This is a genomic window from Corynebacterium nasicanis (assembly GCF_042658165.1).
In the GTDB taxonomy this organism is placed as follows: domain Bacteria; phylum Actinomycetota; class Actinomycetes; order Mycobacteriales; family Mycobacteriaceae; genus Corynebacterium; species Corynebacterium nasicanis.
In genome coordinates this window covers 1-25,102 of sequence record NZ_JBHSQE010000005.1, presented here as the reverse complement: position 1 = coordinate 25,102, position 25,102 = coordinate 1, and the positions used below count along the sequence as shown (strand labels likewise).

General features: G+C 69.8%; 25 protein-coding genes and 1 pseudogene. 10 read left to right on the top strand and 16 right to left on the bottom strand.

Translation table 11 applies throughout. From position 1 onward, the window contains the following. Window positions 1–41: 41 nt before the first annotated feature. From ACFPUZ_RS07660 to ACFPUZ_RS07650, 3 genes are read right to left on the bottom strand one after another with little or no spacing between them, the layout of a single operon-like run. On the bottom strand, window positions 42–758 hold the full coding sequence (locus tag ACFPUZ_RS07660) for a glycerophosphodiester phosphodiesterase family protein (protein WP_377001258.1): 717 nt from the start codon (window positions 756–758) through the stop codon (window positions 42–44). Continuing rightward, on the bottom strand, window positions 759–2,666 hold the full coding sequence (locus ACFPUZ_RS07655; RefSeq protein ID WP_377001257.1) for a pyruvate kinase: 1,908 nt from the start codon (window positions 2,664–2,666) through the stop codon (window positions 759–761). It abuts the gene before it with no gap. 22 nt (window positions 2,667–2,688) lie between these two features. After that, window positions 2,689–3,642, bottom strand: coding sequence for an L-lactate dehydrogenase (locus tag ACFPUZ_RS07650; RefSeq protein ID WP_377001256.1), 954 nt, complete (start codon window positions 3,640–3,642; stop codon window positions 2,689–2,691). A 129-nt stretch (window positions 3,643–3,771) separates the two neighbouring features. On the opposite strand from ACFPUZ_RS07650, the gene ACFPUZ_RS07645 reads away from it, so the two are divergent. Beyond that, on the top strand, window positions 3,772–5,565 hold the full coding sequence (locus ACFPUZ_RS07645) for an alpha/beta-hydrolase family protein (RefSeq protein ID WP_377001254.1): 1,794 nt from the start codon (window positions 3,772–3,774) through the stop codon (window positions 5,563–5,565). Here ACFPUZ_RS07645 and ACFPUZ_RS07640 read toward each other — a convergent pair. Then, window positions 5,555–7,255, bottom strand: coding sequence for an alkaline phosphatase D family protein (locus ACFPUZ_RS07640; RefSeq protein WP_377001253.1), 1,701 nt, complete (start codon window positions 7,253–7,255; stop codon window positions 5,555–5,557). The two genes, ACFPUZ_RS07645 and ACFPUZ_RS07640, sit on opposite strands and share 11 nt — an antisense overlap. A gap of 80 nt (window positions 7,256–7,335) precedes the next feature. Between ACFPUZ_RS07640 and ACFPUZ_RS07635 the strand changes: the two genes are divergently transcribed. Continuing rightward, window positions 7,336–8,001: an HAD family hydrolase gene (locus ACFPUZ_RS07635; protein WP_377001252.1), complete on the top strand. Its 666-nt coding sequence runs from the start codon at window positions 7,336–7,338 to the stop codon at window positions 7,999–8,001. Here the strand turns inward: ACFPUZ_RS07635 and msrA are convergent. Then, complete coding sequence (gene msrA, locus ACFPUZ_RS07630; protein ID WP_377001250.1) at window positions 7,998–8,648, bottom strand: peptide-methionine (S)-S-oxide reductase MsrA; 651 nt, start codon at window positions 8,646–8,648, stop codon at window positions 7,998–8,000. The two genes, ACFPUZ_RS07635 and msrA, sit on opposite strands and share 4 nt — an antisense overlap. A gap of 17 nt (window positions 8,649–8,665) precedes the next feature. Then, window positions 8,666–10,279, bottom strand: a complete 1,614-nt coding sequence (locus ACFPUZ_RS07625) for an amidase family protein (RefSeq protein WP_377001249.1) — start codon at window positions 10,277–10,279, stop codon at window positions 8,666–8,668. A gap of 181 nt (window positions 10,280–10,460) precedes the next feature. Between ACFPUZ_RS07625 and ACFPUZ_RS07620 the strand changes: the two genes are divergently transcribed. Continuing rightward, window positions 10,461–11,060 (top strand): superoxide dismutase, encoded by a 600-nt coding sequence (locus ACFPUZ_RS07620; RefSeq protein WP_377001247.1) that lies wholly within the window; start codon window positions 10,461–10,463, stop codon window positions 11,058–11,060. A gap of 56 nt (window positions 11,061–11,116) precedes the next feature. Here ACFPUZ_RS07620 and ACFPUZ_RS07615 read toward each other — a convergent pair whose 3' ends face one another. Beyond that, a complete protein-coding gene (locus ACFPUZ_RS07615; RefSeq protein ID WP_377001245.1) occupies window positions 11,117–12,001 on the bottom strand; it encodes a LysR family transcriptional regulator in 885 nt (294 codons plus the stop codon). A 71-nt stretch (window positions 12,002–12,072) separates the two neighbouring features. Between ACFPUZ_RS07615 and ACFPUZ_RS07610 the strand changes: the two genes are divergently transcribed. After that, the gene (locus ACFPUZ_RS07610) at window positions 12,073–13,272 is read left to right on the top strand and encodes an MFS transporter (protein ID WP_377001244.1); all 1,200 of its coding nucleotides are present in this window, start codon (window positions 12,073–12,075) and stop codon (window positions 13,270–13,272) included. 32 nt (window positions 13,273–13,304) lie between these two features. Continuing rightward, complete coding sequence (locus ACFPUZ_RS07605; protein ID WP_377001242.1) at window positions 13,305–14,840, top strand: copper oxidase; 1,536 nt, start codon at window positions 13,305–13,307, stop codon at window positions 14,838–14,840. Here ACFPUZ_RS07605 and ACFPUZ_RS07600 read toward each other — a convergent pair. After that, the gene (locus ACFPUZ_RS07600; RefSeq protein ID WP_377001435.1) at window positions 14,837–16,345 is read right to left on the bottom strand and encodes a TM0106 family RecB-like putative nuclease; all 1,509 of its coding nucleotides are present in this window, start codon (window positions 16,343–16,345) and stop codon (window positions 14,837–14,839) included. The two genes, ACFPUZ_RS07605 and ACFPUZ_RS07600, sit on opposite strands and share 4 nt — an antisense overlap. 77 nt (window positions 16,346–16,422) lie before the next feature. On the opposite strand from ACFPUZ_RS07600, the gene ACFPUZ_RS07595 reads away from it, so the two are divergent. Then, a complete protein-coding gene (locus ACFPUZ_RS07595; RefSeq protein ID WP_377001241.1) occupies window positions 16,423–17,058 on the top strand; it encodes a DUF6474 family protein in 636 nt (211 codons plus the stop codon). A 139-nt stretch (window positions 17,059–17,197) separates the two neighbouring features. Continuing rightward, a complete protein-coding gene (locus tag ACFPUZ_RS07590; RefSeq protein ID WP_377001239.1) occupies window positions 17,198–17,542 on the top strand; it encodes a histone-like nucleoid-structuring protein Lsr2 in 345 nt (114 codons plus the stop codon). Between the two features lie 4 nt (window positions 17,543–17,546). Here ACFPUZ_RS07590 and ACFPUZ_RS07585 read toward each other — a convergent pair whose 3' ends face one another. Both ACFPUZ_RS07585 and ACFPUZ_RS07580 read right to left on the bottom strand, forming a co-directional pair. Further along, window positions 17,547–18,185 (bottom strand): LuxR C-terminal-related transcriptional regulator, encoded by a 639-nt coding sequence (locus ACFPUZ_RS07585; protein WP_377001237.1) that lies wholly within the window; start codon window positions 18,183–18,185, stop codon window positions 17,547–17,549. A 7-nt stretch (window positions 18,186–18,192) separates the two neighbouring features. Next, a complete protein-coding gene (locus tag ACFPUZ_RS07580) occupies window positions 18,193–19,452 on the bottom strand; it encodes a sensor histidine kinase (RefSeq protein ID WP_377001235.1) in 1,260 nt (419 codons plus the stop codon). Here ACFPUZ_RS07580 and ACFPUZ_RS07575 point away from each other — a divergent pair. Continuing rightward, the gene (locus ACFPUZ_RS07575; protein WP_377001234.1) at window positions 19,451–20,026 is read left to right on the top strand and encodes a DUF2020 domain-containing protein; all 576 of its coding nucleotides are present in this window, start codon (window positions 19,451–19,453) and stop codon (window positions 20,024–20,026) included. The two genes, ACFPUZ_RS07580 and ACFPUZ_RS07575, sit on opposite strands and share 2 nt — an antisense overlap. A gap of 1 nt (window position 20,027) precedes the next feature. Here the strand turns inward: ACFPUZ_RS07575 and ACFPUZ_RS07570 are convergent, their stop codons facing one another. After that, entirely contained in the window at window positions 20,028–20,180 is a 153-nt protein-coding gene (locus tag ACFPUZ_RS07570; RefSeq protein WP_377001232.1) for a hypothetical protein, read from the bottom strand. A 1-nt stretch (window position 20,181) separates the two neighbouring features. Continuing rightward, complete coding sequence (locus ACFPUZ_RS07565) at window positions 20,182–21,003, bottom strand: class E sortase (protein WP_377001230.1); 822 nt, start codon at window positions 21,001–21,003, stop codon at window positions 20,182–20,184. Window positions 21,004–21,101: 98 nt separating this feature from the next. On the opposite strand from ACFPUZ_RS07565, the gene yidC reads away from it, so the two are divergent. Then, a complete protein-coding gene (gene yidC, locus ACFPUZ_RS07560; RefSeq protein WP_377001229.1) occupies window positions 21,102–22,319 on the top strand; it encodes a membrane protein insertase YidC in 1,218 nt (405 codons plus the stop codon). Here yidC and ACFPUZ_RS07555 read toward each other — a convergent pair. The 4 genes from ACFPUZ_RS07555 to ACFPUZ_RS07540 form a co-directional block, all read right to left on the bottom strand. Next, entirely contained in the window at window positions 22,246–22,878 is a 633-nt protein-coding gene (locus ACFPUZ_RS07555; protein WP_377001227.1) for a TetR/AcrR family transcriptional regulator, read from the bottom strand. The two genes, yidC and ACFPUZ_RS07555, sit on opposite strands and share 74 nt — an antisense overlap. 142 nt (window positions 22,879–23,020) lie before the next feature. After that, on the bottom strand, window positions 23,021–23,290 hold the full coding sequence (locus tag ACFPUZ_RS07550) for a GlsB/YeaQ/YmgE family stress response membrane protein (RefSeq protein ID WP_377001226.1): 270 nt from the start codon (window positions 23,288–23,290) through the stop codon (window positions 23,021–23,023). 216 nt (window positions 23,291–23,506) lie between these two features. Further along, window positions 23,507–24,403 carry a universal stress protein gene (locus ACFPUZ_RS07545; RefSeq protein ID WP_377001224.1) on the bottom strand — a complete coding sequence of 299 codons (897 nt, stop codon included), beginning with the start codon at window positions 24,401–24,403 and terminating at the stop codon, window positions 23,507–23,509. A gap of 138 nt (window positions 24,404–24,541) precedes the next feature. Then, complete coding sequence (locus ACFPUZ_RS07540) at window positions 24,542–24,688, bottom strand: hypothetical protein (RefSeq protein WP_377001223.1); 147 nt, start codon at window positions 24,686–24,688, stop codon at window positions 24,542–24,544. On the opposite strand from ACFPUZ_RS07540, the pseudogene ACFPUZ_RS07535 reads away from it, so the two are divergent. Next, window positions 24,687–25,102, top strand: a pseudogene (locus ACFPUZ_RS07535) (23S rRNA pseudouridylate synthase); the annotation flags it as partial. The gene ACFPUZ_RS07540 and the pseudogene ACFPUZ_RS07535 sit on opposite strands and share 2 nt — an antisense overlap.

The window sequence follows — 25,102 nt, the reverse complement described above, 5'->3', positions numbered from 1 at the left end:
CTCGGCCTACTCATGGCGAGATATCCGTCGGGTGATATGCCTCAGGAGGAACCGAGGACCTCGAGCGCCAGCGACACCTCGTCGGTGGCCATGAGGTCGACACCGTTGTCACGCGCCCACAGCATGTCCGCGGGCTCATTGACGGTCCACATGTACGTCGGCAGCCCGTGCTTCCCGATGAGGTCCGGCCGCCTCCGAGCCCGCTGCAGCGACAGCCCCAGTCCGGTCGGCTTCCCGGGGTGCGCGTCGATGGGGTTCGCCCAGCGCTCGTACTTGCGGCGCAGGTGAAAGCGGTCGACCTGCGGGGCCAGTCGCTTCATGCGCACCACGGCTGCCGCGGAGAAGGTGATGACGTGGATGCGGGGATCGTCGAGCATCCCCGCGTGCTGCAGTGTCCGCACCACCTGCTCCTCCACCATCGGGCCGAAGCGGGAGGGGTGCTTGGTCTCGATGTAGAGGTGTTTGTCGGTCGGCGCGATCATGTCCAGCAGCTCGTGAAGGGTGAGCACGTTCTGCGGGTGCTCCTCGGTGCCGAAGTTGTGTTCCCGCAGGTCCGACAGGGTCATCCGGGAGACGCGCCCGCGGCCGTCGGCGACTCGGTCGATGATGGGGTCGTGGAGGACGACCATGTCGCCGCCGCGGCTGAGGCGGACGTCGCACTCCACGCCGTGGATCGGCAGCTCGAGGGCGCGCGCGAAGGCGAGCTCGGTCAGTTCGGGGTATTTCGCGGAGTAGCCGCGGTGCGCAATGATCTCCATCTAGTCATTCTCAGGCATCCAGCTGCCGATTTGTCGCAACATCTGCCGATTCTTTCGCTGCGAGCGCCCCAGTTTGGTGGACAGGGTGTGCAGGATGCGGATGGCGTCGGTGATGTGGGGCCCCTTGTTGAGCATGACGGCCTCGGAGCGCAGGGCGTAGGCGGCGTCGGTGATCTCGGCGCGGGTGGGCAGGCCGGACTTGGCCAGGCTCTCGAGCACCTGGGTGGCCGTGATGACGGGCACGTGCGCGGCCTCCGCCATCTGGGCGATGAGGCGCGGGACCTCGGCCATGCGGTCGAAGCCGAGCTCGACGGCCAGGTCACCGCGGGCGATCATGATGCCCAGGTTGGGGTGGCGCATACCGGCGAGCAGCACCGGGCAGAGGTTCTCGTAGGCGGGGATCGTCTCGATCTTCAGCACGATGCCCAGGCGACGCACCCGCTCCGGGTCGGCGGATTCGGCGGCGATCTCCTCGAGGGTGTCCAGGACGAAGGCGACGTCGTCCGTGTCGCGGATGAAGGAGATGTTGGCGATGTCCCCGTGTTCCGCCACGAAACGGAACGCCGCGATGTCCTCCTCCGTGAGGCTGGGCAGCGGCAGCACCGTCTCGGGCAGGTTGATGCCCTTGTACGCGGCGAGGTTGGTGCCGTTCGGGCCGGCGTAGTCGATCCGCAGCTCCACCACGGTGTACTCACCGTCGCTGCGCTTCTCGACGGCGCGCCCGGCGATCGACCCGTCGTCGAAAAGCACGCGCTGCCCGACCTCGATGGCGCGCACCGCCTCCGGCAGCGTGCAGCTGATGCGCGGGGTCCGGCCCGGCGCGGGGGTGGCCGGGGCCGGGTCGTCGGTGAGCAGGAGCGTGTCCCCGCGTTGCAGGCGCAACCTCTGCTCGGTGGGGGGCACGCCGGACACGCGCGTCTTGGTGTAATCGGACTCCAGCAGGGTGGAGTTGGTGATGTACGCGTTGCGCTGGCCTTCCGCCAGCACCCCGCCGTTCTCCTGGCGGGTGACCACGAACTTCCGCTTGGCGTCGCGGTTGTCGTGGAAGCTGATCTCATCGCCGGGGGCCAGTGCCTCGAGCCACTCCCGTTCCACGCGCAGCGGCAGCGTCGGGCGGCCCGGCAGGTCGGCGGGAATCGAGATGTCGGGGGCGTCGTCGGGGGTGAGCCAGATCTTCGCGGGGGTGAGCACCCGGCCGGTGTCCTGGCGGGTGACGCGGGCGCGGCCGACTGCGGGGCCGGGGGCGATCCGCCCGGTGCGCACCTTCGGGCCGGCCAGGTCCATGGCCACCTTGATGTCGCGGCCGTACTCGGCCGCGGCGGTGTGGACATGGTCGATCATGCGCTTCCACACCTCGGGCCCGTCGTGGGCGCAGTTGATGCGGGCCAGCTCCATGCCGGCGGCGACGAAACCCCGGACGAGGTCGAGGTCCTCGCCCGCCTCGGTGGGCAGGGTGACCATGATGCGGGAGTGCGTCTCCTCGGAGGAGTAGCCGAGGAGTTCGGTGGCGTGGTCCTCGAGGATGTCGTCGGCCAGCGCGAAAGCGTCGCGGACCTCGACGTCCGTGTACTTGAGCGGTTCGCCGTTGTAGGCGGAGAGCACGTTGCGGGCCGCCTGGAGGCGGGCGAGGACGGCGGGCTCGGCCGTCGATAAGCGGGTCGCCCCGATGGACGCGAGCCCACCCTGCACGGTGCGGATGTCATGCTGGCGCAGCTCGGCGTAGTGCACGAGGTTGACCGCGCCGTCCCGGTGGTTGGGGGCGACCCGGGAGATCTCCGCCGCGACCCGTGACTCCTCCGCCCGGACGGCGTCGATGAGTCCGTCGACCTCGGTGATCAGTTCCTGCAGCCTGGCTTCCACGGCTGTCCTCCCGCTCGGTTGGTCAGTACCCTCACATTGTGCCTGCATCCGGGCGGTTCGGCATCTCGAGTCACTCCGCGGGGAAGAACTCCTCCTTGATGGCGCGCAGGGTGGCGGCGGAGTGGGCGAAGCGCTCCTGCTCGTGCTCGTTGAGCTGCAGTTCCACGGCGCGCGCGATACCGGCGCGGTTGATGATGGCCGGGGTGCCGATGTAGATGTCGTGCTCCCCGTACTCGCCCTCGAGATAGGCGGAGACCGGCAGCGCGACGTCCTGGTTCTGGATGATCGCCTTGGTGATACGCGCCAGACCCATGCCGATGCCGTAGGAGGTGGAGCCCTTGGCGTCGATGATCTCGTAGGCGGCGTCGCGGGTCTCCTCGAAGATCTTCTCGATGCGCTCGGCGAAACCGGGCTCATTCTCCACCCGCGAGTTGAGCGTGACGCCCGCGATGGTGGCGGAGGAGACGACCGGCAGCTCGGTGTCACCGTGCTCGCCGATGATGTAGGCGTGGATGGAGGTCGGGGAGGTGCGCTCGATCTCGCCGAGCATGAAGCGGTAGCGGGCGGAGTCCAGCACGGTGCCGGAGCCGATGACCTGGTGGTGGTCGAGGCCCGAGTAACGCCACACGCCGTAGGTGAGGATGTCCACGGGGTTGGTGGCCACGAGGAAGATGCCGTCGAAGCCGTTGCTCATGACCTCCTCGGTGATGGACTTCATGATCTTCATGTTCTTGTCCACCAGCTCCAGACGCGTCTCGCCCGGCTTCTGGGCGGCGCCGGCACAGATGACGACGAGGGCCGCATCCCGGCAGTCCGCGTAGGTGCCCTCGGTGACGCGGGTGCGGGAGCTGGACCACACCACGCCGTGGTTGAGGTCCATGACGTTGCCGCGGAGCTTCTTCTGGTCGATGTCGATGATGGCCAGGTGGTCGACGGTGCCTTGATTCACCAGGGCGTAGGCGTAGGCGACGCCGACATCACCGGCACCGATGAGGACGACTTTGTTTCCGACTGCAGTGCGCATGAGGTCTCCGTATTTCCGATCATGTCTGGATGAGGTGGTCTGCTCGGGACTACCTCCATTATTGCCTTTTCCGATCGGACATGCAGTGTGTACTGCGCCACCTTCGAATCTCTGCCAGAATCAGCGACCATGCGGGTTCTGCGCCGTCACCTCCTCCCAGTCGCCGTCGGGGCGCTCAAAGGGCTGGCCTTCGGGCTCGAGGTGGTCAATGACCTCATCCCCGGCCTGCGCATGGCCCGGCGCGGGCGGCTCCCGGCGAACCTCGGGGCCGGTCTCCTCGGAGCCGAGGTGGCCACCTGGTGGGCCATCTCCCCCTCCCTACTCCCGCGCCCCTGGTGGGTGACCGCCGCCAATGTCGCCATCGTGCAGGGGGCGGGCCACCTGGCGGGCACCGCGCTGGCCTACCCCCTGCGCCGCCGCTGGTCGCCCCGCGCCTGGTTCTGGGCCGGCACTGGCCACACGCTCCTGGCCGGGATCACCGTCGCCGCCGCGCTGCTCAGCCTGCGCCGCCAGGAACAACAGGCCCGGCTGGTGCGCGCGGAGAAGCGCGGCCGCAGCCACGCGCTCGTCGGCGGCCTCGTGGGCACCGCCGGTTACGGCGCCCTCCTGCTGCTGGGCGACGCCGCCCAGGTCTCCGTCGACCGGCTCGGCGCCCGCCTCTCCCGCTGGATGCCCCTGTGGGTGGCGTGGCCGCTGGCGGCCGGGGGTGTGACCTGGGTGGCGCTGGTGCTCAGCGACCAGGTGCTGGTGCGCCGTATCCTCGCCCGGATATCCCGGCAGGCGGCCTCCCTCAACGCCGCGGTGTTCCCCGGGACGATGATGCCCTGGGAGCCGGAGCGTTCCGGCTCCCCCTGGTCGCTGGAGCCCTGGTCGGCGGTGGGCTCGCAGGGCCGCGCGGTGCTCTCCCTCGGCCCCCGGGCCCGGGACATCGCCGAGGTCACCGGCCTCGAGGTCGTCCGCGAACCCATCCGGCTCTACGTCGGGCTGGTCCCGGGGCGTTCCGTGGAGGCCGCGGCCCGTCTCCTCCTCGCGGAGATGGACCGCACCGGCGCTTTCCGACGCGACACCCTCGTCATCCAGACCACCGCCGGCACCGGCTGGATCACCGACTGGTCCGTCGGCGCCGTCGAGTTCCTCAGCGGCGGCGACTGCGCGACGCTGGCCATGCAGTACTCCTACCTGCCCTCCCCCGTGGCCTACGTCGTCGACCGCGACACCCCGGTGCGCGCCGCCCGGGCGCTCATCTCCGCCGTCCTTGACCGCCTGGAGCAGATGGACCCCACCGACCGCCCCCGGCTCTACGTCGCGGGGGAGTCCCTCGGCGCGTACGGCACCGCCTCCGCCTTCGCGGATCTCGACGACCTGCTGGCCCGCACCGACGGCGTGCTCCTCTCCGGCGCGCCCCACTTTACCCGCCTCATCCGCGAGCTCAGCGCCTCCCGCGACACCGGCTCCCCCGAGCGGCTCCCGCGCGTCGGCGGGGGTCGGCACGTGCGCTTCGTCGCCACCCCGCTGCACCTGCGGCAGGATCACCGCGGCCGCGCCTACCCGGAGGGCTGGGCATATCCCCGGGTGGTCATCGCCCAGCACGCCTCCGACCCCATCGTGTGGTTCTCCCGCGACCTGGTGTGGCGGGAGCCGGACTGGCTGCGCGAGCCCGGCTCCCGAGGGGTGCCCGCCCCGCGCCCCCAGCGCCTCGACGTCTTCCACGGCATGCGCTGGGTCCCCTTCGTGTCTGGCTGGCAGGTGGGCCTCGACCAGCTCAACTCCCTCGCGGTCCCCGGCGGGCACGGGCACAACTACCACGAGGAGATGCTCTGGTACTGGGATGCGGTCCTCGGGGAGCACGCCGCCGTGCGCCTCGACCACCCGTTGGCCCGGCGCGCGGCCGAGTTCATTCGGCGAGACGCGGTCAGGCGGTGACCAGCGAGCCGTCGTAACGCAGCTGTGGCCCGGCGACGACGGGCGAGCCGGCGACGGTGACGTCCACGACGCGCTGCCAGGACATGCTCACCTGCTCCGGGCGGACGGTGAGCAGCGCGTAGCCGTGGGCGTCGAGGTCGACGTGGCTGATGTGCGGGTTGTGGGCGAGGACGTGCCGCTCCGCGGTCGTGGACACCGGGTTGTCCGCCGCCTCACCGAGGAACTCGTCGACGTTGGCGGCGGTGAGCGAGGAGCACACCAGCTCCGCCGCGACGATCCGCTCCCGGTGCCAGATGTGGTTGGCCCATTCGGAGTGGATGTCGCCGGTGAGGAACACGGTGCGCCCGTGCGGGTGCTGCTCCGCCAACTGATCGAGCAGCCGCTCCCGGTCGGCGACGTAACCGTCCCACTGGTCGACGTTGACGGGCGTGCCGGCCAGGTCGAGGCCGACCATCTGCATGAGCTGCTGCCGCAGCCCGGCATCGACGTGGACGAGGTTGAGCGGGGCCATCATCACCGACGTCCCGATGAGGTTCCACGTCGTGTCCGCCGCGGCCAGGCGCCCGGCGAGCCACTCGAACTGCTCGGACCCCATGATGGTGCGGTCCGGGGAGGTGCGCGCGGCGGGCTGGATCATGCCCGGCGCGCTGCGGTAGGAACGCAGGTCGAGCATGTGCAGCTCGGCCAGCCGCCCGAAACGAAGCGTGCGGTAGATGCGTCCGCCGCGCGAGGGCGCCGCGCCGCGCACGGGCAGCCATTCCAGGTAGGCCTGCATGGCGGCGTCCCGCCGACTGCCCCAGTCCCCGTGGAAGACGGTGTGGCCCTGCGCGCCGCCCGCCCAGGAATCATTGGCGATCTCATGATCATCCCAGGTGACCACCCACGGCGCGGCGGCGTGGGCGTCCTGCAGCTCGACGTCCCGGCGGTAGTGGCCGTAGCGGGAGCGGTAGTCCGCCAGGGTGCGGATCTCCCACGTGGGCACGTGCGGGCGCACCACCCCGTACTTCCCCGCGTAGTGCCCCGAGGCGTACTCGTAGATGTAGTCGCCCATGTGCACGACGATGTCGATCTCCCCCGCCTCCGCCCGCCGCGCGATGTCCGAATACGCCGCAAAGTAACCCGCCTCGAAGTTCGCGCACGAACACACCGCCACAGTGAGCTTCTCGACGCCCGCCCCCTCCCCCGGCGCCGTCCGCGTCCGGCCGGTGCGTGACATGCGTCCCGCGTGCTCCCCGTCGAGGACGGTGAAACGGTAGTGGTAGACCGTGTCCGGGTCGAGGCCGAAGGGATCGACGTGGACGGTGTGGTCCTGCGCGGCGCGCGCGGTGGCGGTCCCGGCGCGGGCCAGCCGAGTGAACGCCGGGTCCTGCGCCACCTCCCAGCGCAGCAGCACATCCGGGCCCCGCCCGGAACCGGGCGCACACTCGGGCGAGGGCGTCACGCGGGTCCACAGGATGACCGAGTGCGGCACCGGATCCCCCGAGGCCACGCCGTGCATGAACACGTGGTGTTCCTGGTCACCGTAGGGGGGCGGGGCATGGAGCGCCGCCAGGTCGGCGTCCGCGTAGGCCTGGACGTCCGAGGCCCGCACCCGCGCGAGCGAGCTCGGGGCGACCGCGGCGGCACCGGCGATGAGGGTGCCCTGCAACAGGCCGCGTCGCGTGATCGTGCGTTCACCAGCTTGCCTCACGGCGCCAGTATGTGGCCCGGCCTGCCGCTGCGCACCCCGAGCGCCAAGAATTCACTCCCCGGTCATATACGGTGTGATCCATGCAACTTCCCGCGCGCCTGGAGGCGGTCTTCTACGACCTGGACGGCACCCTCGTCGATCACGACCACGCCGCCCGCCTCGGCGTCAACGCCTGGAGCGCCGCCCTCGGAATCGAGGGGGACCAGTGGGATCGCTGGGCGGTCCTGGAGAAGAAGTGGTTCAGCGCCTTCGAGCGCGGCGAGGTCAGCCACCTCGGGCAGCGCGTCGAACGCTGCCGGGAGTTCATCGGGCGCCCCGAGCTTGCCGACGCTGCGGCGCTGGACATGTACGAGGACTACCTCGCCGTCTACCGCGCCAACTGGCGGGCCTTCCCCGACGCGCTGCCCTCCCTGCACGCGGCGCTGGAGCGCGGGCTGCGGGTGGGCATCCTCACCAACGGCGCCGAGGTGATGCAGCGCGCCAAGCTCGAGCGCACGGGCCTGTGGCTTGAGGGCATGGTCATGTGCGCCACCGTGGAACTCGGCGCCCCGAAGCCGCAGCCGGAGTCCTACCGCGCGGCGCTGGACACACTCGGCGTGCGCGCCGACCGATCGGTGATGATCGGTGATTCCTGGGCCAACGATGTCGAGGGCGCCCGGCGGGCCGGCATGCACGCCGTGTACCTCGACAGGACGGGGCGGGACGGGGCGTCGGTAAGCAGCCTCGACGAGCTGCGCTGGCCCTAGTCCGGCAGGCGGCAGGCCACGCCCGTGGAGTGGTGCGGGCAGTAGCCGTGGGGCACCTTGTGCAGGTACTGCTGGTGCTCATCCTCTGCGAGGTAGTACTCGCCGGGCAGCGGCGCAACCTCGGTGGTCACCTCGCCGAAGCCCTGCTCCTGCAGGTCCGCGGCATACTTGTCGACGATCTCCTGCACCCGCTGCGCCTCCTCCGGGGAGGTGGTGTAGATGACGGAACGGTACTGCGTGCCCACGTCATTGCCCTGCCGCATGCCCTGGGTCGGGTCGTGGTTCTCCAGGGCCATGGCGACGAGGGTGTCCAGTGAGACCTGCTCCGGGTCGTAGACGACCTCGACCACCTCCGCGTGATTGGTCCGGCCCGAGCACACCTCGCGGTAGGTCGGGTGCGGGGTGACACCTCCCGCGTAGCCGACGGAGGTGCCTTCCACGCCGGGTGTCTCCCAGTACATCTTCTCCACGCCCCAGAAGCAGCCGATGCCGACGATGAGCGAGCGCTGCCCCTCCCGCCACGGCCCGGTCAGCGGCGTGCCCAGGACCATGTGCGGGCGGGGATTCGGCAGGATCGGGGTGTCGCGGCCGGGGAGGGTCTCGGCGGCGGGCACGAGGGCGGGGGTTCTCACAAACATCCAGGACATGGCGCCCAGGGTACCCCTCAGCGGCCCAGGCTCTCCGCGATGGCGAGGACCTCCGGCAGGGCGTCCTCCCGGGCGGCGGTGATCTGCAGCGCCACCTCGGGGGAGGTCGTGCCGGAGGGGGCGGCCTGCCTCTCCCAGGGCACGGACAGGCGCGGCACGCCGGCGAGGGAGTAGTTGGCGAGGTTGCCGCCGACGCTCACCAGGGCGTCGACGCCCGCCGCGCGGAGCTGCTCGTCCATCTCGGCGACGAGCTTCCGCAGCTCCTCCAGGTGTTCGGCGCCGTCCTCCTGGGTGCGGGCCGCCTGCCGGAGGGTGATCGCGCCGAAAGGCGCGGTCTCCGGTTGGGCCGCGTAGAAGTCTACGATGTCCCCGATCGTGCGGGCCCTGCCGGTGGAGGTCGCCAGGTGGCGTTGCAGGGAGGGCCCGGCCCCGGCGAGGAGGATCTCCTCGGTCCGGGCGGTATCGATACGCTCGTTGAGCTCCCGGATCTTCTCGGGGGCGGCGACCGCCTCGAGGCCCGCGGGAAGCGCTGCCGGAATGTCACCGAGGACCATGATGCGCCGCGGGGTCTCAGCCTGGCGTGTCGGAGGTCCGCAGGCGGCGTCGTGGGCCAGGCGGGTGTCGCGCACACTGCGGCCGAAGAATCCGACGGCGTCCACGCGGTCGTCGATGGGCACGATGCCCGCGATCGAGCAGCCGCCGTGCGAGGCCTTGAGACCGACGACACCGGCCGCCTCGGCGGGGGCCAGGACGGAGCCGGCGGTCTCGGTCCCCACGGTGAGGTCGGCGAAGTCGAGGGCGATGGACGTGGCCGAACCGGTGGAGGAACCGAGCGGATCCACGGTGAGGGGCCCGGCCGGGCTGAGCGCCTGCCCGCCGCGGGCGGAGAAGCCGTTGGGCGCCCCGACGGTGAGGAAGTTGGCGAATTCGGAGAGATTGGTGCGTCCCGCGATGACGGCCCCCTGCGCGCGCAGGCGGGAAACGACCTCCGCGTCCTCGCCCGCCACGGCGTCCGCCAGCGCCCAGCTGCCGGAGTCATTCGCCAGCCCACGGACGGCGATATTGCCCTTGACCATGACTACCGCCCCGTGCAGGGGGTTGTCCGGGTCGGGCGCCCCGGCCCGGCGGGCCTGGTCGATGGCGCGGGGATCCAGTTCCATGACGGCGCGATAGTAGGAGTTCGGCTTCTCCTCCCGCTCCATCCGCCAGACGTAGTAGGCCAGCATGTCGCTGGCGGAGTAGCCGTGGGCGAGGCGCACCCGGTGGCGTTCGACCAGGTCACTGTCACCGAAGCGCTCCTGCATCTCCTGCAGCCGCGCGGTCCCCACGTCCTCGATGAGCCCGGCGAAGGGCTCGTGGTCCACGTCCTGCTGCAGGGTGAAACGGTTGACGCGCTCGTTGAGGGTGAATTCCGGGCCGCTGCCGCGTTGCAGGCCGCTGGCCTGCCGGAGGACGCTCACGCCCCCGGCCCCCAGGCTGAGCAGCAGGGCCACGACGAGGAGCAGCGCGGTGACCGCCTTGTTCTTCCTCCGCCGCCACAGCAGGAGGGCCCCCGCCGTCGCCAGAAAAACGACACCCGCGACGAGCAGGAAGGTGGATCCGTACGCCGAGGCGAGAAGTGTGAGCATCATGGATCCCAGTAAACCGGGGAAACCTGGAGGCCAGCTGTGTTCAGACCACAGATCCATATATTCATTCCGCAACACTATCGTTGCGAAATTCCAACTTTCGCCTATCATGGAGGCACCGCGCTTTCCGAAGGTACAGTCGGGGGCGCACCCGTTAGGAACAGAAAACAGAAAGAGGACCCTCATGGCCGTCTACACCCTTCCCGAGCTCGACTACGCCTACGACGCACTCGAGCCGCACATCTCCGCCGAGATCATGGAGCTGCACCACTCCAAGCACCACGCCACCTACGTCGCCGGCGCCAACGCCGCGCTGGACGCCCTCGAGGAGGAGCGCAACGGCGAGGCCAACCCGGACAAGCTGCGCGCCCTGTCCAAGAACCTGGCCTTCAACCTCGGTGGCCACACCAACCACTCCATCTTCTGGAAGAACCTCTCCCCCAACGGTGGCGGCGAGCCGACCGGCGAGCTGGCTGAGGCCATCAACCGCGACTTCGGCTCCTTCGACAAGTTCCAGGCCCACTTCACCGGTGTCGCCATGGGCATCCAGGGTTCCGGCTGGGCCGTCCTGGGCTACGACCACATCGCGGGCCGCCTCATCATCGAGCAGCTCACCGACCAGCAGGGCAACATCTCCGTGAACTTCACCCCGCTGCTCATGCTCGACATGTGGGAGCACGCCTTCTACCTGCAGTACAAGAACGTCAAGGCCGATTACGTCAAGGCCGTCTGGAACGTCTTCAACTGGGAGGACGTCGCCGAGCGCTACGCCGCCGCGAAGTAGTCTCCAGCTGGACGCCACGCCGCCGACCCCGCGAGGGGCGGCGGCGTTCGCCGTTGTCAGCGCGCCGTGACGAACCGTCGGAACTGGTCCACCGGGGGCGCCTCCTGCACCCCGGCGCGCCACACCAGGCCCAGTTCGCGGTGCTGCGGGGGATCGAGGGGGCGCAGGACGATGCCGCGGGGCGCGAGGTAGGGGTCGTCGAGCGGCAGCAGCGCCACGCCCAGGCCCGCGGAGACGAGGCCGGCGACGGTGGTCAGCTCCATGGACTCGAAGACGAGGTGGGGCGAGAAGCCCAGGTCCCCGGCGATGCGGTCGAGCAGCAGGCGGGTGCCGTAGCCGGGGAGCATGCCGATGAAGGGCTCCCCGGCCGCCTCGCGCATGTCCACCGGGGCGTCGACGGCCAGGCGGTGCCCCTCGGGGACGGCGAGGGCGAGGCGCTGCAGTTCGAGCTGGTGCCAGCCCAGCGTCTCGCCCGCTTCCGCCGGGCGGGGGCCGACGAGGGCGACGTCGGCGGCGTCGGCCAGCACGCGCTCGACGAGCAGGCGGGACGCACCCTGGTGGAGCTGGAAGTCCACCCCGGGGTGGAGGGCGCGGTAGTCGCGCAGCAGGTCCGGCACCATCCACGTGCCCAGGGAGTGCATGAAGTCGAGGCGCACGGTGCCCCGCTCCGGGTCCATGAGGCGGGCCACCTTGGAACGCCCCTCGGAGAGGTCGCGGAGCGCGGCCCGGGCGTGGGGGAGGTAGGCGCGGCCGCGGGCGTTGAGCACCAGGCGGCGCCCGAGGCGATCGAAGAGGCTGGCACCCACGGCGGCCTCCACCCGGCGGATGCGGCGGGTGAGCGTCGGCTGGGGGACGCCGAGGGCGGCGGCGGATTCCGTGAGGTGCCCCGACTCCGCGACCTCGACGAATCCGCGCAGATCCCCGGAAGACACATCGTTCATGCGTGAATCGTATCATTACCCACCGTTTCCCACATTTTACACATGACCCCCGGTGAGCCACTATAAGAAGCATGAACGAAGGCCTGACCCGCACCGACCGCGACTATCGACGCGCCGTCATCGCCATGCTCGCCGCCGGACTGGCCACCTTCAACGCCCTCTACGCCACGCAGGCCCTCCTGCCCACGCTCGTCGACAGCCTCGACATCTCCCCCACCGCCGCCGCCCTCACCGTCTCCGCGGCGACCGGCATGCTCGCGCTGTGCATCGTGCCGATGTCCATCCTCTCCGAACGCTTCGGCCGCGGCCGCCTGCTCGTCATCTCGGCACTGAGCGCCACCGCCCTCGGTCTCCTGCTGCCGCTGGCCCCGGACGCCGCCACCCTCATCCTCCTGCGCGCCCTCCAGGGGGTGGCCATCGCCGGTGTCCCCGCCGTGGCCATGACCTGGCTCTCCGAGGAGGTTGACCCCGCCCACCTGGGGCGGGCCATGGGCGTCTACATCGCCGGCACCACCGTCGGCGGGCTCACCGGCCGCCTCATCCCCGCCGGCCTGCTGGAGATCGTCGACTGGCGCGTGGCCCTGCTCGCCAGCTCCTCCGTCGCGCTGCTCATGGCGATCCTCATGACCGTGCTGCTGCCGCCGCAGCGGCGCTTCACGCCGAAGCGGATCGGCGTGCGTTCGGAGTTCCGGGCCATGCTCGGCCACCTGTCCAACCCCCGCCTGCTGGGCCTGTTCATCATCGCCTTCGCCGGCATGGGCGTGTTCGTCTCGCTCTACAACTTCTTCGGCTTCCGCATGATCGACCACTTCGGGCTCTCCCCGGCACTCGTCGGCGTGGTGTTCCTCATGTACCTCTCCGGCACGTGGAGCTCGGCGCGGGCCGGCGCCCTCACCGAGAAGTACGGCCGCGGGCGGGTGCTCGTCGCGGGGGCGGGACTCATGTTCCTCGGCCTGCTGGCCACGATGTCCGGCTGGCTGCCCGGCGCGCTCCTCGGCCTGTTCCTGTTCACCGCCTCCTTCTTCGCCATGCACTCCACGGCGTCGAGCTGGATCGGCCTGGCGGCCACCAGCCACCGCGCGGAGGCGTCGAGCATGTACCTCTTCTCCTACTACGCGGGCTCCTCGCTGGTGGGCGCCGTCACCGGAGCCGCCTTCGCGCTGGCCTCCTGGAGCTGGTTCATCCTGCTCCTCGCGGCGATCCTGCTGGTGGTGCTCGCCACCTCGGTGGCCCTGGCGCGGGCGGAACGCCCCGCATTTGTCACGGTGTAGTTCGCGCTTAATGGGGCGCTAGAGTCAAGGGCATGACCTCCCTGCCCTGGCACCGCCTCGCCAGCCGCCCGGTGTCCGTGTGGATGCTGCTCTTCCTCATCGCCGGAGCCACCCACACCCTCATCCCCGGGTACCGCTGGGTGCTCATCCACCTGTTCACCCTCGGGGTGGTGGGCAACTCCATCCTTCTGTGGTCGCAGACCCTCAGCGCGCGCTTCCTCGGCCAGGAGACCCCGTGGAAAGCCCTGGTCCTGCGCCTGGGGGTGTTCAACCTCGGGGTCGTGCTCACCGGCGCGGGGCAGATCGCCGAACTGGACCCGCTCCTGCACGCGGGCGTCGGAATCATCTCCCTCGCGCTCGTGTGGCACGCCCTCACGCTCGGGCGGATGTGGTGGCGCGGCGCGGGCCGCCCGCACCGCTCCCTCGTCGCCGGCTACGTCGTCTCCGCCCTCTTCCTCCCCGTCGGCGGCGTGCTGGGCGTGCTTCTGGGCCACAATGACACCCTCCGCTCCGCCCACCTCGTGGCCACGCTGCTCGGTTTTGTCGGCATCGCCGCCGCGGCCTCGCTGACCATCCTCTTCCCCGCCATCTGGCGCGTCTCCGGCACCGTGCCCTTCACCCCGCTGCTGGCCCTGCTGTTGACCGGCACCATCGCGGCCCTGTTCCACCCGTCGGGCGTGCTGCTCTACGCCGCCGGCTGGGCCGTGGGACTCGTCGGCTGGGGGCGGCAGGTGTTCCGCGTGCTGGGCGATCCCCGCGACCGCATCGGCTACGCCTCCGTCTCCGTGCTGGCGGCGGTGCTGTGGCTCGTCGGCTCGCTCCTCGCGCTCGGGGTCGGGCACCGGCCAGTGCTGCCCCTGCTCGTCGGTTTCGCCGCGCAGCTCCTCCTCGGCGTCATGAGCCACCAGCTGCCCGCCGCCATGCGCGGTGGTCCCGGCGCGGTACGGGCCGGCACGCGGGAGATGGAACGGGTCGGGCTCTTTCGCGTCACGCTCATCAACGGCGGTCTGCTGGTGTGGCTGGCCGCCGACTACTCCTGGCTCAAGGTCGCGGCCTCCGCGCTGTGCCTCGGCACGTTGGCGGTGTTCCTGCCGCTCATGCGCCGCGCCTCCCGCGCGCAGCTCGCCGTCATACGGAAGCAGACGGAGGCGCCCCCGCGCCCCGCCGCGCCCCGCCCGGCCTGGAATCAGGTCACGGCCGCCCTCGCGGTGCTGGCGCTGCTGCTCGGCGCCTTCGGCGGCCTGGCGGGTCCGGGGGCGCCGGTGAGCAGCGTGGCGGGCACCGGGGCCGAGGAGGTGACGGAGGTCGAGGTCCGGGCCGTCGGTTACCGTTTCGAACCGGAGGTCATCGAGGTCCCCGCCGGGCACCGCGTCATTCTCCGCCTGCGCAACGACGACCCCGCGCTCGCCCACGACCTGCGGATGGACTCCGGCGTCGACTCCGGCCGCCTCCTGCCCGGCGAGGACGTGGAGATGGACCTCGGCGTGCTCACCGCCGACCTGGGCGGCCGCTGCACCATCGCGGGGCACCACGCCCAGGGCATGGTGCTCACCGTGCGGGTCGTCTAGAGCTTCTCGACGCCCGGGGCCCCCGCCCGCAGCCACGCCCGCACCGCCGCGGTCGCGCGGCAGTCGTCCTCGTTGTAGCGCAGCAGGCGGCGGCGGGCCTCCAGCGCCGCGGCATCCGTGCCCCGCGCCACCCGGCGGGCGTTGACGGACTCCTCTCCGTCGAAATCCCCGTCCTCCCAGGTGTACCCCGCCTCCGGGGCGACCACCTTGAGGCCCAGCCCGCCGGGTCCCACCAGCTGGGCGCGCACGAGGCGGAAGACGTCGATCCACTCGGGCGAGGAGATGAAGGCGGCGACCTCGGCCTCCGGGGGAATGCCCTCCATCCCGGCGAAACGACGCGCGCTCATGGTCAGCCAGTGGTTCTCGCCGTGGTTGGACCAGCAGTAGGCGGCGAAGCTCTGCCCCGCGGCGTGCGCGCGGTCCCGCTGCCCCATGAGCCAGTGCCAGAAGCGCGCGAAGTTCGCGGCCTCCGCCTCCCCGCCCAGCGGGACCCACGTGGCGAAGGAGTGGTACTCCCGCCCGTCGAAGGCACCCCACAGGTAGGCCCCCTGGTCGAGGTAGGCCTCCATGTCGACGTCGATCTCCACGTCCGCCGTCGGAGCCTGGACCTCATCGACCTTGGCGAGCAGCACCACCCCGTCGCGCCAGGCCCGGGCGAGGCGGCTGGGCTCGCCGAGGTCGGCGTCGATAAGCCCCGCCACGGTGGTGATGCCCTGCTCCCGCCACGTCCGCGCCCGGTCGCCCGCCAGGTAGAGGGAGATGTCGTCGGCGGCCTGCAGCTCCTGCTCGCACAACGGCCAGAAGCGGCACGAGGCGCACTCCTTCACCCGCCGGGGGAAGGAGGGCAGCTCCTGCTCGAGCGCCGCGCTCAACGCCGGCTGCAGGGGTGCCGTCGGGGCGAGGAAGGCCCGGGAGCGGTCCTGCCCGATGACCGCGCCCTGGCCGCAGTCCACCCCGATGTCCTCCAGCGCGCGGGCGGCCAGCGCCAGGCGGTGGCCGTCGGCGACGTGGTGGCGCAGGCGGAAGCGCCCCTCCACCGGCTCCCCCAGGCCGAGGCGCGAGGTGGCGATGACCGGGGTGGTGGAGGATTCGTCGGCGCGCGCCACACGGTGGTTGCTGATGATCACCGGGAGGTAGTCGCCGTGCGGGCGCCGGACGAGGATGTCCACGTCCACCCGCCACTCCGTCCCCGTACCCCCCGTGAATACGGCCCCGGTGATGAGGTCCGCCTCCGCCGCGAGGGCCTCCAGTGTCGCCAGCTCGGCGGAGAAGGAATCGGCGTCGTGGGGGACGGGCGGGATGTCGATACGCAGGAAACGACGCCGGTCCCCGCGGGCGGGGCGGGTGGGCAGCAGCTCCCACACGGCGGCGTGGGCGGCCTCGACGCGCGCCAGCCGCATGAGGGCGGTGCGGGTGCGCGGCACCTCCGGGTGGCGGAGGCGCTGGACCTGCCGGTAGCGGCAGCCCACCAGATCAGCGGCGCTCACGTACTGGGCATTCACAATGGCGTGAGCATAACCCACCTGCACAGGTAATGTTGAACCCGACCACGATCTCACGATGAATACCGAGGCTGATCCACATGGGCATTTTCGAGGCCATCCGCAAGAGCCGCGCCAAGACGAAGGCCGAGATTCAGGCCGCCAAGGTCCGTGCCAGGCACGAGGCCAAGGAAGAGGCGCGCCTGCAGCTCAAGCAGGAGAAGCTGCTGCAGAAATTCGAGAAGGACCTGCTCAAGGAAGAGAAGAAGGGGCTCAAAGCCAAGCGCCGTCATGAGCGCAAGATGGCCGAGAACACCCTCGAGCAGCTCAAGCAGGGTCGCCTCAATGCCGGCACCTTCAAGCGTTATGCCGGCCTGGCGCGCGTCGCGCTGCCGGTGATGCTGCCCCTCATCTACCGCGCCGTCACCGCCGGCCGCGAGCAGCTGGTGGACACCCGCGCCCGCCGTCTCGGCGTCAGCGCCGAGCAGCTGGCCCAGTTCTCGGGGCACGGCGCCGAGCTCAAGGCCCGCATCGACGGCATCAACCGCACCCTCTCGAAGGACCGGCTGCCGGTGGGCTTCGTGCAGGATGTGCGCGACCGCCTGGCGGAACTGCACACCGCCACCGACAATGCGGAGTTCATGACTCCGGAGCAGCGCCGCCGCGCACACGCCACCATCAACCGCGATATCGACGGCGTGACGCAGGAGATTCAGGACAGGCTCCGCCGCCCTTAACGTGGCAGAACGGAATGAGCCGCAGAATTGCCTTTAGATAATGTCAGGCAATTCTGCGGCTTTCTGCTCTCCACCTACCATTGGGAGGAAAGTGGACGTACGATAAAGCTGTCCGTCACCCCACAGAGGAGAAGAACACATGGCACGCCGCGAAATCACCCAGTATTTCGATGACCTGGACAATTCACCCCTCACTGACAATGAGGTGAACATTATCCATTTCAGCGTCGATGGCAACAATTACGTCATTGACCTCTCCGCAGACAATGCCGCCGCTTTCCGCGCCGCACTCGAGCCGTGGATCGACGCCGCCCGTTCCGCCCCCTCCGCCCAGAAGTCCGCCACCCGGGGCGCCCCCTCCGCCGCCAAGCGCGAGCGTTCCCGCGCCATCCGCGAATGGGCGCGGGCGAACAAGCTCGACATCTCCGACCGCGGCAAGATCCCGGCCTCCATCATCGAGGCCTTCGACAAGGCCAACTCCTAGAGAGTCAGAGCACGCCCTGCTCGCGGGCGGCCGCCACGGCGGAGGTCCGCGAGCGCACACCCAGCTTGTCGTAGATGTGGACGAGGTGGGACTTCACCGTCGCCTCGGAGAGCATGAGTTCGTGGCCGATCTCGCGGTTGGAGGATCCGGCCGCCACGAGGGTGAGCACCTCCAGCTCCCGGGGGGTGAGCGAGGTGCGGGGCGTGCGCACGCGCGTCATCAGGCGGTCCGCCACGACCGGCGACATCGCCGCATCGCCCTCCGCGGCGGAGCGCACCGCGGCGAGCAGTTCCGCCGGCGGGGCGTCCTTGAGCATGTAGCCCACCGCCCCGGCCTCGATCGCCCCGAGGATGTCCGCGTCTGTGTCGTAGTTGGTCACCACGAGCACCTGCGGCGGGTTCTTCATCGATGCCTTGATCCGCGCGGTGGCCTCGGCCCCGGTGGTCACGCGGGTGCCTTCGACGCCCGGGCCGAAGCGCAGGTCCATGAGCATGACGTCGATGCCCCCGGCCTGCGCCGCGGCGACGGCGGCGTCGGCGGTGGCCACCTCACCGACGACCTCGATGTCCTCGGCCTCCTCCAGCACGGCGCGCAGCCCCATCCGGACGATTTCATGATCATCGGCCAGCAGCACTCGGATCATGAGAGCATCAGACCCCTTCCTCGGTCGGCATTTCTGTTTCGAGTGTAGTCGCCGACTCCTCCGGAGCCGGAACAGGGATTGCCACGGACACGGCGGTGCCGTACCCGGGCGTCGACTCCACCGCCACCACCCCGCCCTGCTCCGCGGCGCGCCGACGCATGGCGTCGAGCCCCACATGCCCCAGCCCGGCGGGTCGTTCCGCGATCTCCGCGGGGTCGAAACCCCGGCCGTTGTCCACCACGTCGAGCCGGACCTCGGCTGGTTCATAGGTGACGGTCACCCGGCAGCGGCTCGCCGCGGCGTGCTTCGCCACATTGCCCACCGCCCCCTGCGCGATCCGCAGCAGCGCGGCCTCCGTCTTCATGGGCAGCTGGCGTTCCCGGCCCTCGACGGCGACCTCGATGTGCAGGTCCCCGGCGGCCGCGAAGCCGGCGGCCATGCGTTCCAGCGCCGATTCCAGCGAGGTCTCCGAGAGGGAGGCCGGCTGCAGGGCCGCGATCATGGCGCGAGCCTCCCCGAGGTTGTCCTTCGCCGTGGTCCGCGCGAGGGTGATGAAGCGGCCCGGGCCCGCCAGTTCCTTCTCGCTGAGCCCGAGGTTCTGCAGGTCGCGCTCCGCCGAGTGCAGCAGCATCTGGATGCTGGACAGCCCCTGCGCGACGGTGTCGTGGATCTCGTGGGCCAGGCGCTGGCGCTCGGCCGTGACGCCGGCGGCGCGTTCCGTCTCCGCGAGCTGCAGGCGGGTGTCCATGAGCTCGGTGATCAGTTCCTCGCGCTCCCGGTTGATGCGCACCAGGGTGCGGAAGGCGTAGTGGATGGCCAGCACCACCGCCGCCGACACCGCCGGGCCCATCACCCCGCCCACGGTCAGCCCGGTGGGCACCTGCGTGAGTATCGACGCCGCCGTCGCCGCCACCACCGCCACCACTCCGCGGACGTCATCCATGACGCGCAGGTAGAGGAAGAAGAGGGAGAACACCAGGTAGATGCCGACGGGGGAGAGCAGCATGGCCAGCACCCACAGCATCGTCAGGCTGAGCAGCCACGCCAGCGAGGTCCCCTCCCGCCAGCCCGGCTGCAGCGCCGTGCCGTAGAAGTAGAGGACAGCGAAACCCGAGCCGAGCAGCAGGTTGAGCGCCGCCTCGCCGAAGGGCAGGTTGACGGACGACACCAGCGTCGCGATGAGCAGGATCGTGGTGAGGATGTGCACGCCGTCGGTCAGCGCATCCTCGTCCGGAGCGCGGGTGCGGCCCACTAGGCTGGTCTCCATGCGTCTGAGCCTACCGAGCGTCCTGCCCGCCGCCCTCCTCACCGTCGCACTCGTCGGTTGCTCCCCCACGGAGGAGCCGCTTATCGACGCCCCGCCGGAGACCACCGCCCCGCCGGTCGCCGATGCGGGCCTCCCGCCGGAGGCCACGCCGGAGATCCCGGGGGGCCGGGAGAGCTGGGAGGAGTGCCCGTACCTCGACAGCACGTGGGTCTCCGACACGAACGGGCAACGCACGCTGGGGGTGGGCGTCGATACGCGATTCGACACCCCGGCCTGCGTGTTCTGGTCCTACCCGGAGGAACCGCAGCTGAGCGTCATCGTGCGCGACATGCCGGACACCGATGCCGCGATCCGCGTCGTCGACTGGGCGGCCCCCATCGATACGACCGAGCCCGCCGAGGAACCGGAGGGCTGGTCGGGCGGCCGCGCCGGCGCCGGCCTCGTGCCGGATCGGGAGGGCTCCGTCTACGCGGTGCAGAAGGGCAACCGCGCGGTGGTGGTGTTCAGCAACCAGGATCAGTCGCTCAAGGCGGAGCTGGTGGCCAAGGAGGTCATCGCCAACCTGGGGCTGTAACTCACACAGCGACGTCGTTGTAGGGCATGAGGGTGGAGACCCACGGGAACACGACCTCCATGAGCAGCAGGAACACCGCCGCGACGAGGACGAGCACGAGGAGCAGCTTCACCGGCCAGGGACCCGGCAGGGCCCGCCACAGTGGTCCGTACATCTCAGCTCTCCTCCAGTACTGCCGGGCGCTCCCCGGCGATCTTCGGGGTCGATTCGACCTCCATGGCGTGGACGATCATCCGCTCCGCGTTGGAGAACTGCGGGTGGCAGGTGGTCAGGGTGATCAGGCCCTCCAGGTCCGGCGAGGCCTGCGTGGCGGCCAGGCCCGGGACCGGGTTGATCACCTCGATGGCGCCGGGCAGGGTGATGTGCCGGCCCTGCACCCCGGCGTACTCGCCGGTGGTGACCCGTTCGGCCTGCTCCGGGGTGAGGCACCCGGTGGCCTCCGCCCGGCGGGCGTCGCCGGCGGCGTCGATGGGCAGCACCCGGTAGGTGACCCACGCGGTCTGGGTCTCCACGACGATGGCGTCGCACACCCGCAGGTTGCCCAGGTCGTTGAAGGGCGCGCCCTTGCCCACCCGGTGCCCGGCGACGGCGAAGTTGCCGGCCTCGCCGGGCATCTGCGTCTCGACGTAGCGTCCCGGCCCGGCCATGAGGTCCGCGTCGTCCGTGCCCTCCACGATGGCGAACTGGAAGTCCGAGCCGAAGGCGGGGATGTACATGCGGGCGAAGGCCTCGCCGAGTTCCGGGGTGAGCTTCTGCCGCGGGTTGACGCGCTGACCCTCCGACTCGCCCCACCTGTCCTGCAGCGCGGAGGCCTTCTCATCCTGGAGACGCCCGGAGGCGATGTTGGTCCAGTAGGACTCGTAGAACGCGAAGAGCAGGATGACTACTCCCGCGGTGAGGAGCAGCTCCCCCAGGAACTGCGTCACGCTGAAACCCGCGCGCGACGGAGTCCGGACGGCTCCGGAACGGTGACTCATGCGGGATACTCTCCTGGAAACGCTACGATCGACTGAGGCTCACTGCAGTCTAGCGTTAGAATGCACGTCCCGTTCATAAGGTCAGGTGTCTTTCCACCGTGCTAGAACCCTTTATCTACCCCGTCTCCGGCATCCTCAAGTTGTGGCACCTGCTGCTGCACGGGGTGTTCGGGATGGACGATTCCGTGGCGTGGCTCGTCTCCATGTTCTGCCTGGTGCTCACGGTCCGCGGCTTCCTCATCCCCTTCTTCTGGGTGCAGGTGAAGTCCGCCCGCATCGGCGTGTCCATCCGCCCGGCGCAGGCGGCGCTCCGGGAGGAGTACGCGACGCGGACCGACCGGGAGTCCGTGCTGGAGTACCAGCGGAGGGAGAAGGAACTCCGGGAGGAGCACGGGCACTCCATCTCCGCAGGCTGTGTGCCGGCGCTCATCCAGCTCCCCGTCTTCCTGGGTCTCTACCAGGTGCTGTTGCGCATGGCGCGCCCCGAGCACGGCCTCGAGGTCGCCGCGGGCACCCGCATCGGCTTCCTCAACGACGCGGAGATCAACGCCTTCCTCGCCGCGCGGGTGAACGGAATTCCCCTGCCCGCCTACATCGCGATGCCCCCGGAGACCCTCGCCGGGATGGGCACCACCAGCGGGGAGGTGCGCAGCTTCATCCTGCCGTACCTCACCGCCGCCATCCTGTTCACCACGGTCAACCTCATCACCTCGATCTGGCGTACCTCCCAGACGATGGACTGGGAGTCCGGCATGGCCCGCGGGGTGCACAAGCTGCTCATCGTCATGACGATCATCGTGCCGCTCATGCTGCTGTCCATCGCCCTCACTGGTCCGCTGCCGGTGGCGATCATCCTCTACTGGTTCGCCAACAACCTGTGGACCCTCGTGCAGACCCTCATCATGTACCCGCTCGTCGACCGCCGGATCCCCCTGCCCGAGGGCTTCCACGACGCCGCCCGCGAGCAGCGGGAACGGGCGCGCGAGGCGCTGCGTAAGCGGCGGACGATCGTGTGGGACGCGCGGCGTCGTAAAGCGGTGGGCGCGGCGATGCCCTGGCGGATCCCCGGGATCCGCCGGGAACTGCGCGCCGAGCGGGCCGCCCGGAAAGAGGAGTGGCTCGAGGCGACCGCCGAGCGGCGGGCCCTGGAGAAGGAGCGGCAGAAGGTGCGCTCCGAGATCCAACGGGAGCGCACGGAGGAGAGAGTTGCCGCGTGGCAGGCCCGATTCCGGGGGAAGAAGGCTAAATCGAGTAATCCGCCGGAGGAGCCGACAGCATCTGACGAGCCAGATCGCGGGCCGTCTGCAGCGGAGTGACCTCCCGGGCGAAACGGGCACCCGCCAGCCCGCCGTCGAGGAAGATGAGCAGCTGGTTGGCCTGGGTCGCCGAGGGGTAGCCGTTCTTGGCGGTGAGCAGCTCGGTCATCGTCTGGTGCATCCAGCGCCGGTGCTCCCGGGCGGCGGCGACAATTCCGTGCTCCGACTCCGCCTCCGGGCGGGGATACTCGTTGGCGGCGTTCTGGAAGTGCGAACCGCGGAACTCCTTCGCCGGCTCCTCCGCGATGGCCATGTCGAAGAAGGCGAGGATCTTGTCCTCCGCGTCCGGAAGGTCCTTCGTCCGCTGCTCCCAGGCCTGGCGGAACTCGGCGTCGAGGGTCTCCAGGTACGCGATGACGAGCGCGTCCTTGGAACCGAAGAGCGAGTACAGGGAGGCCTTGGCCACGTCCGCCTCGCGCAGGATGCGGTCGATGCCGATGACGCGGATGCCCTCGGTGGTGAAGAGGTTCGTCGCGGAATCGAGGAGCCGCTGACGGGGACTCGGACGGTTGCGACGACGGCTGCTCGTCGTCTTCTTCTTCACGGTGCCTTCGGCCACGGACGTACCCGGTCCTTTCTGGGGTGGTGCGGAACTGGCTCTCCTACACAATATAGACAAACCGGTACGTCTTTTAACAGTCCGCGGGTGCGGCGGGCATGAAAAAGCCCGCCCCGAGGGGCGGGCGGGAGAGGTTGTGGCCCTACTTGCGGCTGCGGCCGGTGACCATGTTGACGATGGTCAGCAGGATGACCGCACCCAGGAGGCAGGTGAGGAAGCTGAAGATCAGGCCGCCTCCGGCCACGTCGACATTAAAGAGGCTGAGCAGCCAACCGCCGATGAGGCCGCCGACGACACCGACCACGATGTTGAGCAGCAGACCCTGCTGGGCGTCGGTGCCCTTGATCTTGGAGGCGATCCAACCGGCCAGGCCGCCGATGATGATCCAGGCGATGATTCCCATTCCGAGCATTGTGTTCTCCTTAGATACTCATTAACGCATGCGTAGTTGAACATGCCTAGTGTGCCATACTCATGCGACCTTTGGACAACCTGAGAACGCAACGTAATCGGATCGTTGCAGATCGGTTCACAGATCTTTATCTGCCCGAAACCCCCGGAAACACACTGAAACACAGAATCCCCGCGGCACCTCCAGGGAGGCGCCGCGGGGATGTTCAGGGGGCGATCAGACGTTGTCGGGCCGGACCACCATCATCGGGCACGGCGCGGACTGCAGCAGCGCCCGCGAGGTCGAACCCAGCAGCATGCCCTTGAAGCCACCACGGCCGTGAGAGCCGACGACGAGCAGCTGCGCGCCCTCGGAGTTCTCCACCAGCGCGCGGACCGGACGGTCCCGGGTGATCACCTTACGGACCGGCACGTTCGGGTACTTGTCCGTCATCGGCTGGAGGCGCTCGGTGAGCATGTCGATCTGCTCCCGCTCGACCTCCTCCCACTGCTGCTGCGCAGCGGAGAGGCCGGCCAGGGAGGCCTGGACCTGCATGTCCATCCACGTGTGCACCGCGACGAGCTCCGAACCGCGGGCATCCGCCTCGGCGAAGGCGATCTCGGTGGCCCGCTGGGAGACATCCGAGCCGTCGACGCCGATGACGACGGGGCCGTACTTGGTCGACTCATCGACCGTGTTGTCCTCGCGGACGACGACGACCGGGCAGGAGGCGTGGGAGACGACCGCCGCCGACACGGAACCCATGACCATGCCGGACAGGCCACCGAGGCCGCGGGAGCCCATGACGATCATGGTGACGTCACGGGACATGTCCAGCAGCATGTCAATGGGTGAACCCTCGGCGATGGTGTGACCGATCTTGAGCTCCGGCGCGACCTCATGGGCGATGGCCCGGGCCTCGTCGATCTTCTCCATGGTCTCGGACTGCAGGTCATCGAACAGTTCCTGCGGCGGCACCATGCCCTCCGCGTAGAGGAACTGCGGCATCGTGTACGACGATGCCAGTCGCAGCGGGATACCGCGCTTGTTGGCCGTGTTCGCGGCCCATCGGACAGCGTTGTGCGAGGCTGCGGAGCCGTCGACTGCGACGACGACGATATCTTCCTGAGTCATCTCGTTCCGCCCTTTCCTGGTGTGAATGAGTTTGTGGGTGTCACCATCAAGTGTAGCCGCTGCCGACCCCACTCACCGGAGTTGTTACAACCAGTCGGCAACGGGTCATAGAGTAGGGCAGCCTTGTCTCACCTGCTGCTACGCCGGAATGAGGATCGGACGCGCCGCCTCGGAGTTCGCCGGGAACAGGGCAGTGTAAATGACCTGTGCGATGTTGAGCATGACCGCTCCGATACCCTCGGAGGAAAATGCGATGGCCTGGTTAAGGATTGCGTCAACGTTCATGACTGACAGAATACATATTCCCCGCGGGCAGCGATCCCCGCTCCCCGTCCGCGACGGCCTCACCGCCACCCGCGCCCGCCTCCCCGAGGATGCCGGGCCGCTGAGCGCCGCTGAGTGGGTCGGGCACCTCATCGCCACCCAGCGCCACCGCCACCCCGCCGACGATGCCAGCGCCCTACAGGAGCGTTTCGACGCCGGGCTCGTCGTCGACCGCCGCGGCGTCCCCTTCCGCCCCACCGACCCCGTCGCGCCCGGGCAGGACGTCTTCTTCTACCGCATGCCGGCCCCCGAGCCCCGGGTCCCCTACGACATCGGGATCCTCCACCGCGACGAGGACCTCCTCATCGCCGACAAGCCGCCCTTCCTGGCGACCATGCCCCGCGGCAAACACATCACCGAGACCCTCACCGTGCG

Coding starts and splice junctions, on each gene's coding strand:
- ACFPUZ_RS07620 (WP_377001247.1), top strand. CDS start 10,461: ATGGCCGTCTACACCCTTCCCGAGCTCGACTACGCCTACGACGCACTC.
- ACFPUZ_RS07605 (WP_377001242.1), top strand. CDS start 13,305: ATGACCTCCCTGCCCTGGCACCGCCTCGCCAGCCGCCCGGTGTCCGTG.
- ACFPUZ_RS07580 (WP_377001235.1), bottom strand. CDS start 19,452: ATGGAGACCAGCCTAGTGGGCCGCACCCGCGCTCCGGACGAGGATGCG.
- ACFPUZ_RS07575 (WP_377001234.1), top strand. CDS start 19,451: ATGCGTCTGAGCCTACCGAGCGTCCTGCCCGCCGCCCTCCTCACCGTC.
- ACFPUZ_RS07565 (WP_377001230.1), bottom strand. CDS start 21,003: ATGAGTCACCGTTCCGGAGCCGTCCGGACTCCGTCGCGCGCGGGTTTC.
- ACFPUZ_RS07645 (WP_377001254.1), top strand. CDS start 3,772: ATGCGGGTTCTGCGCCGTCACCTCCTCCCAGTCGCCGTCGGGGCGCTC.
- ACFPUZ_RS07570 (WP_377001232.1), bottom strand. CDS start 20,180: ATGTACGGACCACTGTGGCGGGCCCTGCCGGGTCCCTGGCCGGTGAAG.
- ACFPUZ_RS07590 (WP_377001239.1), top strand. CDS start 17,198: ATGGCACGCCGCGAAATCACCCAGTATTTCGATGACCTGGACAATTCA.
- ACFPUZ_RS07610 (WP_377001244.1), top strand. CDS start 12,073: ATGAACGAAGGCCTGACCCGCACCGACCGCGACTATCGACGCGCCGTC.
- ACFPUZ_RS07550 (WP_377001226.1), bottom strand. CDS start 23,290: ATGCTCGGAATGGGAATCATCGCCTGGATCATCATCGGCGGCCTGGCC.
- ACFPUZ_RS07615 (WP_377001245.1), bottom strand. CDS start 12,001: ATGAACGATGTGTCTTCCGGGGATCTGCGCGGATTCGTCGAGGTCGCG.
- ACFPUZ_RS07585 (WP_377001237.1), bottom strand. CDS start 18,185: ATGATCCGAGTGCTGCTGGCCGATGATCATGAAATCGTCCGGATGGGG.
- ACFPUZ_RS07655 (WP_377001257.1), bottom strand. CDS start 2,666: ATGCAGGCACAATGTGAGGGTACTGACCAACCGAGCGGGAGGACAGCC.
- msrA (WP_377001250.1), bottom strand. CDS start 8,648: ATGTCCTGGATGTTTGTGAGAACCCCCGCCCTCGTGCCCGCCGCCGAG.
- ACFPUZ_RS07625 (WP_377001249.1), bottom strand. CDS start 10,279: ATGATGCTCACACTTCTCGCCTCGGCGTACGGATCCACCTTCCTGCTC.
- ACFPUZ_RS07660 (WP_377001258.1), bottom strand. CDS start 758: ATGGAGATCATTGCGCACCGCGGCTACTCCGCGAAATACCCCGAACTG.
- ACFPUZ_RS07540 (WP_377001223.1), bottom strand. CDS start 24,688: ATGAACGTTGACGCAATCCTTAACCAGGCCATCGCATTTTCCTCCGAG.
- ACFPUZ_RS07595 (WP_377001241.1), top strand. CDS start 16,423: ATGGGCATTTTCGAGGCCATCCGCAAGAGCCGCGCCAAGACGAAGGCC.
- ACFPUZ_RS07650 (WP_377001256.1), bottom strand. CDS start 3,642: ATGCGCACTGCAGTCGGAAACAAAGTCGTCCTCATCGGTGCCGGTGAT.
- ACFPUZ_RS07635 (WP_377001252.1), top strand. CDS start 7,336: ATGCAACTTCCCGCGCGCCTGGAGGCGGTCTTCTACGACCTGGACGGC.
- ACFPUZ_RS07545 (WP_377001224.1), bottom strand. CDS start 24,403: ATGACTCAGGAAGATATCGTCGTCGTCGCAGTCGACGGCTCCGCAGCC.